Annotated in this window: 21 protein-coding genes and 1 pseudogene; 15 read left to right on the top strand and 7 right to left on the bottom strand. The window is 40.3% G+C overall.

Annotated features, from left to right (window positions below; all coding sequences use genetic code 11):
* The 5 genes and pseudogenes from ABF638_RS16895 to ABF638_RS16875 form a co-directional block, all read left to right on the top strand.
* A partial coding sequence (locus tag ABF638_RS16895) for a HEAT repeat domain-containing protein (protein ID WP_435024004.1) occupies positions 1–913 on the top strand: 913 nt, incomplete at its 5' end.
* Positions 914–928: 15 nt separating this feature from the next.
* Positions 929–1,159: a hypothetical protein gene (locus ABF638_RS16890; protein WP_193950334.1), complete on the top strand. Its 231-nt coding sequence runs from the start codon at positions 929–931 to the stop codon at positions 1,157–1,159.
* Complete coding sequence (locus tag ABF638_RS16885) at positions 1,152–1,412, top strand: type II toxin-antitoxin system RelE family toxin (RefSeq protein WP_335042217.1); 261 nt, start codon at positions 1,152–1,154, stop codon at positions 1,410–1,412. The genes ABF638_RS16890 and ABF638_RS16885 overlap by 8 nt, the downstream gene beginning before the upstream one ends.
* Positions 1,405–1,632 carry a type II toxin-antitoxin system HicB family antitoxin gene (locus ABF638_RS16880; protein WP_435024001.1) on the top strand — a complete coding sequence of 76 codons (228 nt, stop codon included), beginning with the start codon at positions 1,405–1,407 and terminating at the stop codon, positions 1,630–1,632. The genes ABF638_RS16885 and ABF638_RS16880 overlap by 8 nt, the downstream gene beginning before the upstream one ends.
* Positions 1,633–1,657: 25 nt before the next feature.
* Positions 1,658–1,913: pseudogene (locus ABF638_RS16875) on the top strand (hypothetical protein).
* Between the two features lie 233 nt (positions 1,914–2,146).
* Here ABF638_RS16875 and ABF638_RS16870 read toward each other — a convergent pair.
* Together ABF638_RS16870 and ABF638_RS16865 are read right to left on the bottom strand one after the other, a co-directional pair.
* Positions 2,147–2,572, bottom strand: coding sequence for an HNH endonuclease (locus ABF638_RS16870; protein WP_104898434.1), 426 nt, complete (start codon positions 2,570–2,572; stop codon positions 2,147–2,149).
* Between the two features lie 6 nt (positions 2,573–2,578).
* Positions 2,579–2,983: a hypothetical protein gene (locus tag ABF638_RS16865; RefSeq protein ID WP_435023999.1), complete on the bottom strand. Its 405-nt coding sequence runs from the start codon at positions 2,981–2,983 to the stop codon at positions 2,579–2,581.
* A gap of 175 nt (positions 2,984–3,158) precedes the next feature.
* Between ABF638_RS16865 and ABF638_RS16860 the strand changes: the two genes are divergently transcribed.
* Positions 3,159–3,356 carry a hypothetical protein gene (locus ABF638_RS16860; protein WP_435023997.1) on the top strand — a complete coding sequence of 66 codons (198 nt, stop codon included), beginning with the start codon at positions 3,159–3,161 and terminating at the stop codon, positions 3,354–3,356.
* A 127-nt stretch (positions 3,357–3,483) separates the two neighbouring features.
* Here ABF638_RS16860 and ABF638_RS16855 read toward each other — a convergent pair whose 3' ends face one another.
* The gene (locus ABF638_RS16855) at positions 3,484–4,830 is read right to left on the bottom strand and encodes an NAD(P)/FAD-dependent oxidoreductase (RefSeq protein ID WP_435023995.1); all 1,347 of its coding nucleotides are present in this window, start codon (positions 4,828–4,830) and stop codon (positions 3,484–3,486) included.
* A gap of 803 nt (positions 4,831–5,633) precedes the next feature.
* On the opposite strand from ABF638_RS16855, the gene cysE reads away from it, so the two are divergent.
* From cysE to ABF638_RS16820, 7 genes are all read left to right on the top strand, one after another.
* Entirely contained in the window at positions 5,634–6,377 is a 744-nt protein-coding gene (gene cysE / locus ABF638_RS16850; protein ID WP_435023993.1) for a serine O-acetyltransferase, read from the top strand.
* Between the two features lie 59 nt (positions 6,378–6,436).
* Positions 6,437–6,667 carry an Asr1405/Asl0597 family protein gene (locus ABF638_RS16845; RefSeq protein ID WP_069070444.1) on the top strand — a complete coding sequence of 77 codons (231 nt, stop codon included), beginning with the start codon at positions 6,437–6,439 and terminating at the stop codon, positions 6,665–6,667.
* Between the two features lie 282 nt (positions 6,668–6,949).
* Positions 6,950–7,147: a DUF2949 domain-containing protein gene (locus ABF638_RS16840; protein ID WP_334897333.1), complete on the top strand. Its 198-nt coding sequence runs from the start codon at positions 6,950–6,952 to the stop codon at positions 7,145–7,147.
* 371 nt (positions 7,148–7,518) lie between these two features.
* Positions 7,519–8,652, top strand: coding sequence for a homocitrate synthase (gene nifV, locus ABF638_RS16835; RefSeq protein WP_289794931.1), 1,134 nt, complete (start codon positions 7,519–7,521; stop codon positions 8,650–8,652).
* Positions 8,639–8,926, top strand: coding sequence for a nitrogen fixation protein NifZ (locus tag ABF638_RS16830; RefSeq protein WP_069070441.1), 288 nt, complete (start codon positions 8,639–8,641; stop codon positions 8,924–8,926). Before nifV ends, ABF638_RS16830 begins: the two co-directional genes overlap by 14 nt.
* Entirely contained in the window at positions 8,901–9,104 is a 204-nt protein-coding gene (gene nifT, locus ABF638_RS16825) for a putative nitrogen fixation protein NifT (protein WP_181928102.1), read from the top strand. The genes ABF638_RS16830 and nifT overlap by 26 nt, the downstream gene beginning before the upstream one ends.
* A gap of 159 nt (positions 9,105–9,263) precedes the next feature.
* A complete protein-coding gene (locus ABF638_RS16820) occupies positions 9,264–9,809 on the top strand; it encodes a (2Fe-2S) ferredoxin domain-containing protein (RefSeq protein ID WP_435023989.1) in 546 nt (181 codons plus the stop codon).
* Positions 9,810–9,955: 146 nt separating this feature from the next.
* On the opposite strand, the gene ABF638_RS16815 is transcribed toward ABF638_RS16820, so the two are convergent.
* On the bottom strand, positions 9,956–10,966 hold the full coding sequence (locus ABF638_RS16815; protein WP_435024008.1) for a Rieske 2Fe-2S domain-containing protein: 1,011 nt from the start codon (positions 10,964–10,966) through the stop codon (positions 9,956–9,958).
* 61 nt (positions 10,967–11,027) lie between these two features.
* Between ABF638_RS16815 and ABF638_RS16810 the strand changes: the two genes are divergently transcribed.
* On the top strand, positions 11,028–11,789 hold the full coding sequence (locus tag ABF638_RS16810; RefSeq protein WP_435023987.1) for a TetR/AcrR family transcriptional regulator: 762 nt from the start codon (positions 11,028–11,030) through the stop codon (positions 11,787–11,789).
* 130 nt (positions 11,790–11,919) lie between these two features.
* Positions 11,920–12,504, top strand: coding sequence for a Uma2 family endonuclease (locus ABF638_RS16805; RefSeq protein ID WP_435023985.1), 585 nt, complete (start codon positions 11,920–11,922; stop codon positions 12,502–12,504).
* A gap of 45 nt (positions 12,505–12,549) precedes the next feature.
* Here the strand turns inward: ABF638_RS16805 and ABF638_RS16800 are convergent, their stop codons facing one another.
* Genes ABF638_RS16800 through ABF638_RS16790 form a run of 3 tightly spaced genes read right to left on the bottom strand, consistent with a single transcriptional unit; the run spans position 12,550 to position 13,275 of the window.
* Positions 12,550–12,813: a type II toxin-antitoxin system RelE family toxin gene (locus tag ABF638_RS16800; protein ID WP_435023984.1), complete on the bottom strand. Its 264-nt coding sequence runs from the start codon at positions 12,811–12,813 to the stop codon at positions 12,550–12,552.
* Complete coding sequence (locus ABF638_RS16795) at positions 12,810–13,013, bottom strand: hypothetical protein (RefSeq protein WP_323229375.1); 204 nt, start codon at positions 13,011–13,013, stop codon at positions 12,810–12,812. Before ABF638_RS16795 ends, ABF638_RS16800 begins: the two co-directional genes overlap by 4 nt.
* Before the next feature lie 40 nt (positions 13,014–13,053).
* A complete protein-coding gene (locus ABF638_RS16790) occupies positions 13,054–13,275 on the bottom strand; it encodes a type II toxin-antitoxin system Phd/YefM family antitoxin (protein ID WP_435023982.1) in 222 nt (73 codons plus the stop codon).
* Between the last annotated feature and the right edge of the window lie 54 nt (positions 13,276–13,329).

Below are 13,329 nucleotides of genomic sequence, written 5' to 3'. Positions count from 1 at the left end.
CACTACCCAAGATAATCACGAATTTGTGCGAAGTGGAGCAATCCGGGCATTAGCCGAGAACTTCAAAGATGATCCTGACACCAAAACCTGGCTCAAAGAACGCACTACCCAAGATAATCACGAATTTGTGCGAAGTGGAGCAATCCGGGCATTAGCCCGGAACTTCAAAGATGACCCCGACACCAAAACCTGGCTCAAAGAATGCGCTACCCAGGATGATCATCAGTATGTGCGAGGTGCAGCAGTCCGCGAATTAGCCGAGAACTTCAAAGATGACCTCGACACCAAAACCTTCCTCAAAAAACACGCTACTCAGGATGATCATGAAAATGTGCGAAGTGCCGCAGTTGAAGAATTAGCCGAGAACTTCAAAGATGACCCCGACACCAAAATCTGGCTCAAAGAACGCGCTACCCAGGATGATCATGAAAATGTGCGAGGTGCAGCAGTCCGAGAATTAGCTAAACACTTTAAAGATGACCCCGACACCAAAACCTGGCTCAAAGAACGTGCTACCCAGGATGATCATGAAAATGTGCGAGGTGCAGCAGTCCGAGAATTAGCAAATCACTTTAAAGATGACCCCGACACCAAAACCTGGCTCAAAGAACGCGCTACTCAGGATGCTCACGAAGATGTGCGAGGTGTAGCAGTCCGAGAATTAGCTAAACACTTTAAATATCAACCTGAGTTGCTTAAAATCTACTATCATTGCGCTGTCGATAATGCCTTTAAAGGTAGCCATAATCCCCGGCTTAAACTCAATCCTCGGTACATTGCACTGGAGATAATTATCAAGCAATTTCCTCAGCATCCCCAGACTTTACCACTGTTGCGCGATCGCGCACAAAATGATCCAGATGAGCAAGTGCGGGAATTTGCACAGAAGAAGTTGGCACAATTAGAGAAGTAGAAGAGTTGCAAAAATATGAGTAACACAGAAGTTCGTCAGCAAATCAACCAATATTTAGATGTATTATCTTCAGAACGCTTACAACTGGTTGCTGATTTTTTAGCATATCTAGCAGATAAGGAGAGTGAAGACGCTACCCAAGAGTTACTTGATATCCCTGGATTTATTGAATCATTTGAAGAAGGTAAAAAAGATATTGCTGAAGGTCGGGTAAAAAGCTGGAGAACAATTCGGTCTGATGTATAACGTTGTGTTATCTGCCAAAGCCGAGGAGATTTTTGCTACAGCAGACCAAGCTTTAGCCAAAAAGGTTGCTAGATGCTTTGAGCAACTAGAACAAAATCCTCGGTTTCATCCTAATGTTAAACCTCTCAAAGGTGACTTTGCAGGTTATTATCGCTATCGTATTGGTGACTATCGAGTAATCTATCAAGTTGATGATGGAACAAATCAAGTCATGGTAACTACTATTGCTCATCGACGAGAAGCTTATGAATAAATATACAATCGTGATTCAATGGTTAGAAGAAGATCAATCTTATGTGGTTTCGCTACCTGAGTTTACGGATATAATGCAGCCTTGCACTCACGGAGAGACTTACGAAGAAGCTCTTAAAAATGCTCAAGAAGTTTTAGAAATGCTGATTGAATCATCTTTGGCTGATGGTGAACCTTTACCAGAGCCTAAGACGCTAGGAAAGTCTTTGGAAGTTGCATAAAATTTATGAATTAAACAGGTAGCTTATGAACACATCTATAAATACAGCCAAAGTCTACGACGAAATTGTAGAGTTTATTGCTGCTGGAACCACTCCCCAAAGCGTTATCGATTTCAAACTTCTCGGATGCAGCCAAAGACCGTTTAGAGGATCTCGTTTACCGCGCAAAAATTGAAGGTCTTACAGGAAGTGGCCGGCGAGAGTTAGATCATTTCCTCACGCTAGAGCATATTATGCTACTAGCAAAAGCAAGAGCTACTCAGGACATCAGCGCGGAGTAAGTATTCAAAGTGTCTCGTTCATATATTAATGCAGAATTGCGGCGTTTAGTTAGCGATCGCGCCGCCCATATATGCGAGTATTGTTTATATCCAGTAAATAAATAGGTTATGATGTGCGATCGCACCCACCAATGGGAATTCTATACTTAGCAACTATTGCTACCTCACCAACTTGCAATCTGCTGTAAATTAAACCTAATTAGTGACTTCTTTCTATCATATAACTTTTGAAATCAATCATTAGGAGGATGCCAACCACTAATTGTCCAACGTCGTCGAGCAACAACTATAACTGGATTATTCATTCGCAAGCAAACAATTGTAGCCCTGCCAATAGTAGTTAAACCTTCAACTCTTGTCCCATCAGAACTCCAATTAAAATGGTCTGACCATCTCTGTGTACGTGGATGAAATAGAGGTGTTATTTCCCCAGTTAAAGGGTCTATAGCTTCGGTTGAATCAGCTTTAAATTCATTGCAAGAACGACAAGCTAAACATAGATTGTCAAACGTAGTTTCCCCACCTTTAGAACGGGGTTGAATATGGTCATAACTCATAGGAATGCCGCTATTAGCTTCAGTAGTTAAGCAATAACAGCAACGTCCTTTATCGCTAGCAGATATTTTAGTTTTTAAGCTTTCAGGAATGTATTTAGACACAATAGTTTAAGCAGTTGGCATATAATGTCCTCGCCAACGGAGTAACACAGCAGCTTGGGCTTTACAAAGCATAAAACTATCTGCTTCGTGACGCAGTTTTATGAGTTCCAATTGTTCTGCATCTGTAATGTTACCACTAGAGTTACATTCCAGCAGAAAGTTGTATCGTTCCATTTGCTCTGCTGTTTTGCGACTGCGGACAATTTGCCACAAACTATTATCATCTAGTTTATCTAAAGCCGCGAGGTCAGCTTGGAATTCCTCTGGTACATCATCCCATTCTGGAGGACTACCTACTTGCAAAGCATGAACTATTACCTCTTCAATGGGGCGATGTTGCGCGTGGGCAGTGTTAACTAAACGCTGATAGAGTATTTCTGGAATTTGCAGAGTAATTGTTTCTGTTGCCATTGCTCAATTGCCTACCCATACCTTGCTTAAACCGTCTTAATTTTAGCGTAGGTCAAGTTACTCCTAGAATGACGACCTACTTCTGGTAGAAACTGTCAAGACTACCAATGACAAGGGTTTTACTATCTCGGCTATATTTGGTTTTGTTGATTTCTAGCCAGTTGCAGAGCGGGAAATGAACTCTGTTAAGCGCTGTATCAATTATGTAGAGCTATTCTACAGCACTCATTTGACAACTGGCGTAGCTGGGACTCTAGAAGCGGAAAGTTTTACCTTATCCCTCGTACAACTTCTTCACTGTCCCTTTGTGTTGATATCTCCATTAAAACTGCAACTCGAAGTCATGATATGCCAAATTGCCAAAACTGCTTAGGGCGGTATTTCATCCCCATATTCTTTTCCTGGAACAGCTAATCTTCGTCCAATATTTGCCAGCACCCGGCAACTCATCACTCCAATAGACCCTTGTACCAACGTTAACTAAGCTGTGATACCTGAAGTTACAGAGGTGTCACAGAAGGCTCTTGCACACTATCGTTAACAGTTTTTGGTTCTACAAAAGCTTCTCGGCCTGTAATCAATCTAGAGCGACGATTACGAGTGATATAATTCCATGCCCACTGAAATACTACTAGTAATTTAGTGTCAAACTCGATTAAGAAGTAGATGTGAACTAATAGCCAAAATGCCCAAGCAATGAAACCTGTGAGTTTGATTAAGCTTAAATCTACAACAGCTAAATTTTGCCCAATCATCGCCAAACTACCCACATCGTTGTAATGAAATTGTGGCAAAGTCTTACCTTGAAGCCGTCGTCGAATTAGTTTACCTACATACTCTCCTTGTTGTTTAGCTACGGGTGCAACACCAGGTAAAGGTTTAGCATCTTGATGGGAGAAGTTGGCTAAATCTCCAATTACGAAAATGTTGTCATAACCTTCGATAGACAAGTCAGGTTCTACAATGACACGCCCAGAGAAATCGCGCTCTACACCTGTAGTTTCTGCTAAGACTTTCCCCATTGGGGAACCTTGAACACCTGCTGCCCACAAGATAGTTTTTGAGGCAATTTCTGTAAATTGATTGTCTTGCTTGAAAGTAACAATATCACCTTCAATATTTGTCACCCTGGTGTGAGTGTGGAGTTCTACACCCAACGTTTGCAAAGATACTGCTGCTGATGCCGATAACTCTGGCACCATGTGTGGGAGGATGCGAGGACCCCCTTGTAATAGGAAAATTTTCGTTTCTGAGGTGTCGATGCTGCGGAAATCTTCTTTGAGAGTTTTGTATGCCAATTCTGCGATCGCACCCGCTAATTCTACACCAGTCGGGCCACCCCCCACAATCACAAAATTCAAGAAAGCACGGCGTTTTTCAGGATCAGTTTCTTTTTCTGCTGCTTCAAATGCGCCAAATATCCGGCGACGCATTTCTATCGCATCTTCCACAGTTTTCAAACCAGGGGCAACTTCTTCCCAATGATCCTTACCAAAATAGGAATGGTTAGCACCTGTGGCAACAATTAAAGTATCATAAGGTACTACTTCATCACCCAAAATAACTTGTTGCGCTTTTGGATCAATTTCACTTACTTCTCCCAACAACACCTTTGTATTCTTGCTTTTGCTGAATACAGACCGCAATGGTGCAGAGATATCAGAAGGTGATAGCGTACCTGTGGCAACTTGATATAAAAGCGGCTGAAATAGGTGAAAGTTGCGTTTATCAATGAGAGTAACATTTACATTCGCTGCATTCAGACCCTTTGCTGCATACAGTCCACCAAAACCGCCACCAACGATTACAACTTGATGTGGTGCATTCTTATTAATTCCAACTGCCATAAGAAATATGCCCTTGTGTTAAGAAGCTGTAACTATTCTTAACAAAGATGTAACAGCATTATGATGTAGGTTGCTGTTTATTTAGAACAATTGAAGAAATACTAAAAGTAGCCAAAGTTAGTTCTTAGTCCTCAGTTTCGGATTGTCCTCAGAAAGGATTTGGCACACTTCGCAAATTTGATAGGTACATTTGTCCATTCTATAATTTGCTGCACAAGGAAAAACCCTGTTGTTTTACTTGAGTGATTCAGTAATCAAATCGGATTCCTATATTTGCACTCATTGAAATGCTTTCCTTCAACACATCTATATAATAAGATATTCACTATGAGCGATAACTATATTTTGAAACGTATACATACATACAGACAGCAAATCCTAAAAGAAAATAAAGAAACCTATCTTTCGCCTATTCAAATAATAAGATACTAATAGTAATAGGAGATACAGAATATTGATTTGTAGTCTCATCTAACTCTTATTTGAGTGCATCTGAGTACAGCTTAATATATTGCAAAATATCTTGATAAAATCTTAGCAAAAGCTTACGGGTAAAGTTTCTTGTAGCGTGAACAGAAATTCTTAAACCCTGCCCCAAAAATACTAGTACCCCCATCATGAAACACTAGTGCCCCTACCCCAAGAGAAATTTTAAGTTTATCTTGAGTCGGGGTTTTAGCGTTTGAGTACAACCTTAATCAATCCAATAAATCCAATCAGCATTGAGTTTTGTATCGAGTTGGATGTCACCTGATATAAGCATAAAAATAGCAGATGACTTTTCTACCAGATAGACATTACCGATGCAACAGTCTTTAGACAGTATTAGCAATCCCCAAAGTACCAAAACGCAGGATTCTGCCCATACATCCATGCTGAAAAATCTCCTCTCTGGCATTTTTTTTGAGCCATTATTGAGTGATTTTCGCATTATTTTTGAGCGCGATCCAGCAGCACGGAATTGGCTAGAAGTGGTGTTTTGCTACCCTGGATTGCACGCGCTATGTTTGCATCGTCTTGCTCACTGGTTACATGGTCGAGGAGTCGGTTTTATCCCCCGCTTAATTTCTCACTTGGGGCGATTTTTGACCGGTATTGAAATTCACCCAGGTGCAGAGATTGGACACGGCGTGTTTATCGACCACGGAATGGGTGTTGTCATTGGCGAAACTGCGATCGTGGGCGACTATACACTGATTTATCAGGGCGTCACCCTTGGCGGAACTGGTAAAGAAACTGGTAAGCGTCATCCCACAGTCGGCAAAAATGCAGTGATTGGAGCGGGTGCGAAAGTTTTAGGTAATCTGCAAATTGGCGATCGCGTCCGTATTGGCGCTGGTTCGGTTGTCTTGCAGAATGTCCCCAGCGACTCCACAGTTGTGGGAATTCCCGGTCGAATTATCTCTCGCAACGAAAGCGGCGTCAGCCTTTCTCCCTTAGAACATGGAAAGCTACCCGATGTGGAAGCAACCGTGATTCGTTCTTTGCTCTCACGCATCGAAGAACTTGAAAAACAACTGCAAACTTTAAAAGTCAAGAGTCATTAGTCATTGGTCATTTGCAAATGACAAAGGACAAATGACAACTGACAAAGGACAAATGACAAATGACAAATCACGTTTTGCAGATTCCTTTGAGCGATCGCTGGCGAATCTATCACCGTTTGCAAGAGTTAAAAATTAATTGCTCTTGTCCCCCTGATGGTTCTTTACGGGTGCAAGTGAACAATTTGCTGGAAGTAATTCTAATTCGCAGTACAGTTATGCAACTTCTTGCTTCTCGTCACGAATTATTAGAATGGCTAGAGCGTTGCTGGCGTTACAGTGATGAGTCATGATTATTTCAAAAAGACCTAACTCAGAGACAATTAATCTTGAATTCATGACGCAAGTACTGGACTTTATCCTTTTTGTCCATAGATGCACAAAGCTCAAATAGGTTTAGAGTTTGAAGCTACTGTCCGCTAGCAGAATTTGTTGCAGACTGAGATGGATTAGATGGGATTTAGATTTTATGTAGTCTACTAAATCTGAAATTACCCTGACATATAGCAACAGTGAAAAATTAGAAATTCTGATTTTTAATTATTTTCCCAAATTAAGAAATTGAAAGTTCAATTATGGCGACTCGGAACAGAGATATAAAACTACTCAATTTTTTGCACAATGAACTTGAACTTTCAAATGCTGATATTGCTGTAGCTCTGCGACACCGTGAATTAGAAAATGGCCCACTACCGATGCTCCTCTGGCAGTATGGTTTCGTTGATTTGGAGCAGCTAGGAAAGATATTTGATTGGCTAGCAGACCACAGTTAGCTAGTTTGTACCCCTTAGCTTTAAGTAGCATTATCTGCCTAAATTACACCCAAATGCACTAGAAAAGATGAGGTTAGGAAGATGATTACATCCTTAATTGCTGGATTTTGTGTATTACTTTGTTCCGGATTTGCTAATAGTTATATTAGCTCATTGCTACTCGAAGATATTTCAACTGACATCGGTAAAAACGATTAGTAAATTATACATTGATTTAGTTCCCTGTCATACAGATGTGATGCTAATAATGGGGCAATAATTAAGGATCATGTATCCTACATTATGAATTGTGATATTTTTAGCATTTACCATCACTAGGGATTGTAGAGAGAAAGGATATTAAGAATACTTCCAAGAGAGGGATATTTGCAATGAATCAAATCATCATTAATGACACTACACTACGTGATGGTGAACAAGCAGCAGGTGTTGCTTTTACCCTAGAAGAAAAAGTAGCGATCGCTAAATTTCTAGATGCCATTGGTATCCCGGAATTAGAAGTGGGTATACCGGCAATGGGCGACGAAGAAACCCGTGCGATCGCTGCAATTTCTGACTTGGGTTTACAAGCAAAACTCTTGGGCTGGAACCGCGCTGTCATCTCAGATATCAAGGCTTCCATCGCCTGTGGTTTGAATCGGGTGCATATTGCCATTCCCGTCTCTGGTATCCAAATTGCCACTAAATTTCATGGTCAGTGGCGAGTAAGTTTGCAAAAACTCAAAGACTCAATCCACTTCGCCCTCGATCAAGGTCTTTGGGTAGCAGTTGGCGGAGAAGATTCTTCCAGGGCTGATGAAAACTTCCTCTTAGATGTAGCACTTTATGCCCAAGAATGGGGTGCATCCCGCTTCCGTTTCTGCGATACCGTAGGAGTTCTTGACCCCTTCACCACCTACACCAAAGTCCAAAGGCTGGTTTCAGCGTTGACGATTCCCTTAGAAATCCACACGCATAATGATTTTGGTCTGGCAACTGCCAACGCCCTTGCGGGTATCAAAGCCGGAGCATCATCAGTGAATACCACAGTCAACGGATTGGGTGAACGGGCAGGAAATGCAGCATTAGAAGAAGTTGTCATGGCAATCAAACGCATCTACGGCGTTGATTTGGGCATTGACACTCCCAGTTTGCTGGAACTGTCTCAACTAGTTGCAGCCGCATCAGGAGCCGATGTACCACCCTGGAAAGCGATCGTTGGCGAAAATACTTTTGCTCACGAATCTGGCATCCATGCTCACGGCGTATTGCAAAATCCCATTACCTACGAACCATTTGCACCCGAAGAAGTGGGTTGGGAACGGCGTTTAGTAGTAGGTAAACATTCTGGACGGCATTTGGTTGCTAACTTGCTAGAACAGCATGGAATTTTCTTGAACTCTCAAGAAACCCAATCTGTTTTAGACGCAGTACGCCATCAATCGGTACAGAAAAAACGCAGTTTGACGACAGAAGAATTGTTGAATTTGGTCAGAGAACAGAGGTACTCTCATGCAACGCGATGAATTAGAACTAAACTTGCCACCCGCTTTTGAAATTGGTGAAAAAGTCAGAGTTCGTAAACTGCTAAAAAACGATGGTACCTTTCCCGGTAAGGAAGTCGGCCAAGTTTTGGTAAACAAGGGAGATATCGGTTACATAGCGAGTATAGGCACATATTTGCAGACTTCCTATATATATGCTGTGCATTTCTTAGAAACAGGGTTTGTCGTCGGCTGCAAGAAAAAAGAACTAGAATCGGTTGAGGAATCTCATGAAAGTAATGCTACGGATGAATGATGCCGGCACTTTAGTAGTTTACGTTGCTAAAAAAGACCTGGAAGAAGAAGTCGTCAAACAAACCGATGGAAGTGATGGCAAGATTCTCACCCTAGCAAATGGTTGGGAATTGGAATTTCGTGATTTACCAGACACAGCAAATTTACCTCAAACAGTAGAAGCTAAACGCCTAGCTTAAAAACAGTTAGGAGTTAAGAGTTATGAGTTGGAAGTTAAGAGTTATGAGTTAAGAGTTATGAATTATTAACTCCTAACTCCTCATTTTTAACTCCTCATTTTTAACTCCTCACTCCTAACTCTTCACTTTTAACTCCCCACTCCTAAATTTTTATCAATCATGGGTAACAAGTATTTGACGTTATCAGAATTGAACCTTGAGGGACAGTTACTAGGTTTTGTTGGTGGTGAACCAGGAAAATATAAATACTTGCAATTAGCAGTTCCATCTGGAGATGTGGAAATTAAACTGCCTAAAGAGTTGCGGCGGTTACTAAGTTCATCCTTAGTTCCCGGTCAACAAATTCGCATTTGTGGTCATAGTAAGGTAGACTCACGCACAAGTAAAATTAAAATTAAAGCCTATCGGGTGACACCAATTGATGCGTGTCCAAAACAAGATTTACCACCTCAACCCAAAGCGAGGATTATGGTATGTCAAAAAGGTGGTTGCCTGAAACGTGGTGGTAAAGGGTTATTATCAGAATTAGAAAAAACTTTGTGCGATCGCGGTTTGTTAGACAAAGTTACCATTGAACATACAAGTTGCCAAAAATGTTGTGGCAGCGCTCCCAACTGTGTTTTGCAGCTTGGTAAAAAGAAATACAAGAATATTCATCCTGATGCGATCGCATCTTTGCTAGAAAGTCACTTAACTTCAGAGTAATAAGCTTTTCTAGCTTTTCTTAAAATAATACATGACTTTGTAGGGGTAAAATCTTACCCTTATTTTTTATTGGTATCCCTTGTCAAAACCTAATACTATGAAAATTATCAAATCGTTTAAATTAGAGCCAGCATTTCAAGGAATGACTATGATGCTGAAATTTTATCCCTCGTCTGCTTGGAAAAATTAGGTTCTACAATATTTGGAAAGTTCTCAAAATTACGTCGCACCCAATCCATGCCTACTTCATTATTGAGTTTAATTTTTTGAGGCATATTTGGATAAATTTTTCCTAATATATCTGCATCTTGATTTACTACTACCTCCCCAAACTTGAGATATTGGCTACCAAATATCTTAAATATAGGATGCTTGGCTTGACCAAATAATAAAATATAAGTCCGTGTACGATTAGCACCTTCTGGCACAAATATATGGCACTGTGCGGCTTTACCTAATGGCATTTCTCCATGAAAAATTATCAGAGATGGAAAGTGATTTTCTAGATGTGCTTGAATATTCTTGGGCAGTAATAGTAAATCAGGTTTTTTGAGTTTTTCTAGCAAGCTGTAAGGTGCTGTGGGCAAATCATAAAAAGCATGGGAATTATGACCGTTATCAATAAATTGATGAAATTCTATATCGGTAATCCGAAACAATTCTCGGTGAGTACCGTTTTGATGATTGTAGTCGTGCATATTCAGCAGCATCGTCAGCATTGGAGTATCTATAGTTCTATCTGCTGTATGTCCAATAAAGTAGTATGTTTTAGCAATCTCATTTAGGACTGTGGGAATAGGTATTTTCGGATCATATCCACCATAAGACCAAATAAAATCCCCTTGAATTATTAGCTCTAATGATTTGAGTTGTGGCAATGTTTTCTTGTTCGTTCCAGGTAAAACAGTGCAGCCTGAACCATCAAATTTCAAGGCATGAAACGGGCAGACCACAGCACTCTTACCATCAGTTTCTGTTTCGCACCAGCCTTCTGACAACATTGCTCCCATGTGTGGACAGGCATTGGGCAAAGCATATATAGCTTCGGTAGAATCTTTCCACATCACATAGTCATAACCATACAAGGAAATTTTTCGAGGTTGGTTAACTGCCAACATCGACTTGTGAAGCAACAGCCAGGGCGCACCAGGAAGCATAGATTCCATGATCTTCTCCGCTAGTTATAAAATTGTGAAAAATCCGTCGTCTTTTTAAGATATGACAGAAGATTCACATTCGTCAAGCAGTTTACGTCGTCAACCCAAACAACAACGAGGAAAACAACGAGTTGAAAAAATCTTGGATGCGGCAGCAGCAGTGTTTGATCAAGTGGGTTATGAAGCTGCAACTACCCATTTAATTGCAGCAAAAGCAGGAACAGCAATCGGTTCTTTGTATCAGTTTTTTCCTGATAAAGCCGCTATTTTTCAAGCGATGGAGTTACGCCATGTTGAGCGGGTAAAGCAGATGTGGGCGCAGGTGAACACACCAGAAATTGTCCAGTTACCACTGCGTCAAATGATTCATGCTCTTGTTAACTCTGTAGCACAAATATTTGAGCAGCCAGTTTCACGGGTGGTATTTGTGCAGTTTTTCATGGCACGAGAAATTTTCCAGTCCATTGATGAAAGCATGACCCAAGAAGCAATTAACTTTACGGCAAATATCTTGAAACAGCGAAACTCAAAATTAAGTGAAGCCCAGTGCAGCTTGCTGGCAGAAGTTTGTGTTCACAGCAGCAATGCTGTCATGTTATCGGCACTTCGCAACCCAGATCAACAACATCGGCAACAACTGACCCAAGCTATTGAAGATTTGCTCGTTTTATATTTAGAACCCCATGTTGGAGATAATCTGTTGGGAAATGTAATGAAAGTAATGAAATGCTTACATTGTCAATCACAGCGATTATCTAAAAATGGGTATCGCCGAGGGAAGCAGTGCTATCTTTGTAAGGACTGTGGAAAACAATTTGTGTAAACTTGTGGCAGGTCTTTTGCTCCTTGAAAGCTAGTCATTAACCTCTGCTGCAACTGTGTGTAACCTTGTCGGTCATCGGTAGGCTAATTTTTTATTAAGATAAAAATAACTCTGCATTTCTTTAGTTGTTATGAGCCTTACCACTGCTAAACGCTTTACTATAGATGAATATCACCGTCTAGCTGAACTCGGCTTCTTTGAGGAGAATGACCGAGTTGAGCTAATTAAAGGTGAAATAATCCAGATGGCAGCAAAAGGTACACCGCACTCTGTTTGTGAAACACGCCTAGAACGAGAATTATATAAACTAGTAGGCGATCGCGCAACCCTGCGAGGACAACAACCAATTACTTTGTCTGACAACAGTGAGCCTGAACCAGATAGAGTAATTGCAAAAAATAGAGATGATGACTATCTAGCAAATCATCCTAGCCCATCTGATATTTTACTCTTAATTGAGATTGCCGATTCATCCTTAAAATATGACCAAGATGAAAAGCTACCTATTTATGCAGAAGCAGGTATTTCTGATTATTGGATATTTAATTTAGTAGATAATTATCTGGAGTGCTACAGCGAACCTTACCAAACTTTGCAAGGTAAATTTGGTTATCGTCGCAAGTTAATTTATTTGCCAAATGAATCAGTTAATCTGCCCTGTTTTTCTGAATTTTCGCTATATTTATCTAAGATATTTTCTGGAATGTTATTTTAAAATTGCTGCAAAAACAGATTGACGGCTTAGTATTCACTTGACAATCTACTCATCTCGATAAACATCTCTTCGATGCCCTACTCTGACAACTTTAACTATCAGTATATCATCTTGAATCTCGTACAAAATCCTATAATTGCCAACACGAATACGATATTTATTGCCGCTATCTTCTAGCTTGACAACGCCGCTAGGACGGGGATTCTCAGCTAGTTCTAAAATTTTCTCGTTAACTCTATCTCTAATATCAGCAGATAATTTTTTTAATTGTTTCGCAGCCCTGTTAGAAATTTCTATTTGATAAGTCACGATTCTAATTCTTGTTTGTACTGTTCCCAAGTAATAGTAGGTTCATTTTCAGCTTCCTCAAATGCTTTAATATCTTCTTGATCCTCTGCTTTTCTAATATCTAACAGTTCTAGAATATCTTCTAAAGTATCTTCATAAGCTTGTTCTAGTCTTTGATTGATTGCTTTTAACAACTCTTGTCTTTTAGTTGTAGTTTCCATAATTAACCTCTGCAACTGCAAAACTTTTAATTAATTTCCGCTAATAGTGAAACTCTTCTAATGGCTCATCAAAGTCATCTGTTATAGTAATCAAACCTTTGGCGCTACCAAATAAAGGAGAGCGTTTTTTCTCAGAAATCACCGAAGTCAGCTTAATTACTGGTTGCTCATCTTTGGTGATAATAATTTCTTCGCCATTGATTGCTACATCGATTAATTCGTGTAAGTGTTGTGATGCTGCATCGATAGTAATTTGTTGCATGATTATCACTATTTAATTAACTATTTCAAGCATGAAATAGCTGGAGTTATTTGT

Source organism: Nostoc sp. CALU 1950 (assembly GCF_051172895.1).
GTDB lineage: Bacteria > Cyanobacteriota > Cyanobacteriia > Cyanobacteriales > Nostocaceae > Nostoc > Nostoc edaphicum_A.
This window is presented reverse-complemented; position numbering and strand designations above follow the sequence as displayed.

Bases quoted from the DNA above. Each gene is read 5' to 3' on its own strand.
- ABF638_RS16890 (WP_193950334.1), top strand. From the start codon at position 929: ATGAGTAACACAGAAGTTCGTCAGCAAATCAACCAATATTTAGATGTA.
- ABF638_RS16885 (WP_335042217.1), top strand. From the start codon at position 1,152: ATGTATAACGTTGTGTTATCTGCCAAAGCCGAGGAGATTTTTGCTACA.
- ABF638_RS16880 (WP_435024001.1), top strand. From the start codon at position 1,405: ATGAATAAATATACAATCGTGATTCAATGGTTAGAAGAAGATCAATCT.
- ABF638_RS16865 (WP_435023999.1), bottom strand. From the start codon at position 2,983: ATGGCAACAGAAACAATTACTCTGCAAATTCCAGAAATACTCTATCAG.
- ABF638_RS16860 (WP_435023997.1), top strand. From the start codon at position 3,159: ATGAACTCTGTTAAGCGCTGTATCAATTATGTAGAGCTATTCTACAGC.
- ABF638_RS16855 (WP_435023995.1), bottom strand. From the start codon at position 4,830: ATGGCAGTTGGAATTAATAAGAATGCACCACATCAAGTTGTAATCGTT.
- cysE (WP_435023993.1), top strand. From the start codon at position 5,634: ATGCAACAGTCTTTAGACAGTATTAGCAATCCCCAAAGTACCAAAACG.
- ABF638_RS16845 (WP_069070444.1), top strand. From the start codon at position 6,437: ATGACAAATCACGTTTTGCAGATTCCTTTGAGCGATCGCTGGCGAATC.
- ABF638_RS16840 (WP_334897333.1), top strand. From the start codon at position 6,950: ATGGCGACTCGGAACAGAGATATAAAACTACTCAATTTTTTGCACAAT.
- nifV (WP_289794931.1), top strand. From the start codon at position 7,519: ATGAATCAAATCATCATTAATGACACTACACTACGTGATGGTGAACAA.
- ABF638_RS16830 (WP_069070441.1), top strand. From the start codon at position 8,639: ATGCAACGCGATGAATTAGAACTAAACTTGCCACCCGCTTTTGAAATT.
- nifT (WP_181928102.1), top strand. From the start codon at position 8,901: ATGAAAGTAATGCTACGGATGAATGATGCCGGCACTTTAGTAGTTTAC.
- ABF638_RS16820 (WP_435023989.1), top strand. From the start codon at position 9,264: ATGGGTAACAAGTATTTGACGTTATCAGAATTGAACCTTGAGGGACAG.
- ABF638_RS16815 (WP_435024008.1), bottom strand. From the start codon at position 10,966: ATGCTTCCTGGTGCGCCCTGGCTGTTGCTTCACAAGTCGATGTTGGCA.
- ABF638_RS16810 (WP_435023987.1), top strand. From the start codon at position 11,028: ATGACAGAAGATTCACATTCGTCAAGCAGTTTACGTCGTCAACCCAAA.
- ABF638_RS16805 (WP_435023985.1), top strand. From the start codon at position 11,920: ATGAGCCTTACCACTGCTAAACGCTTTACTATAGATGAATATCACCGT.
- ABF638_RS16795 (WP_323229375.1), bottom strand. From the start codon at position 13,013: ATGGAAACTACAACTAAAAGACAAGAGTTGTTAAAAGCAATCAATCAA.
- ABF638_RS16790 (WP_435023982.1), bottom strand. From the start codon at position 13,275: ATGCAACAAATTACTATCGATGCAGCATCACAACACTTACACGAATTA.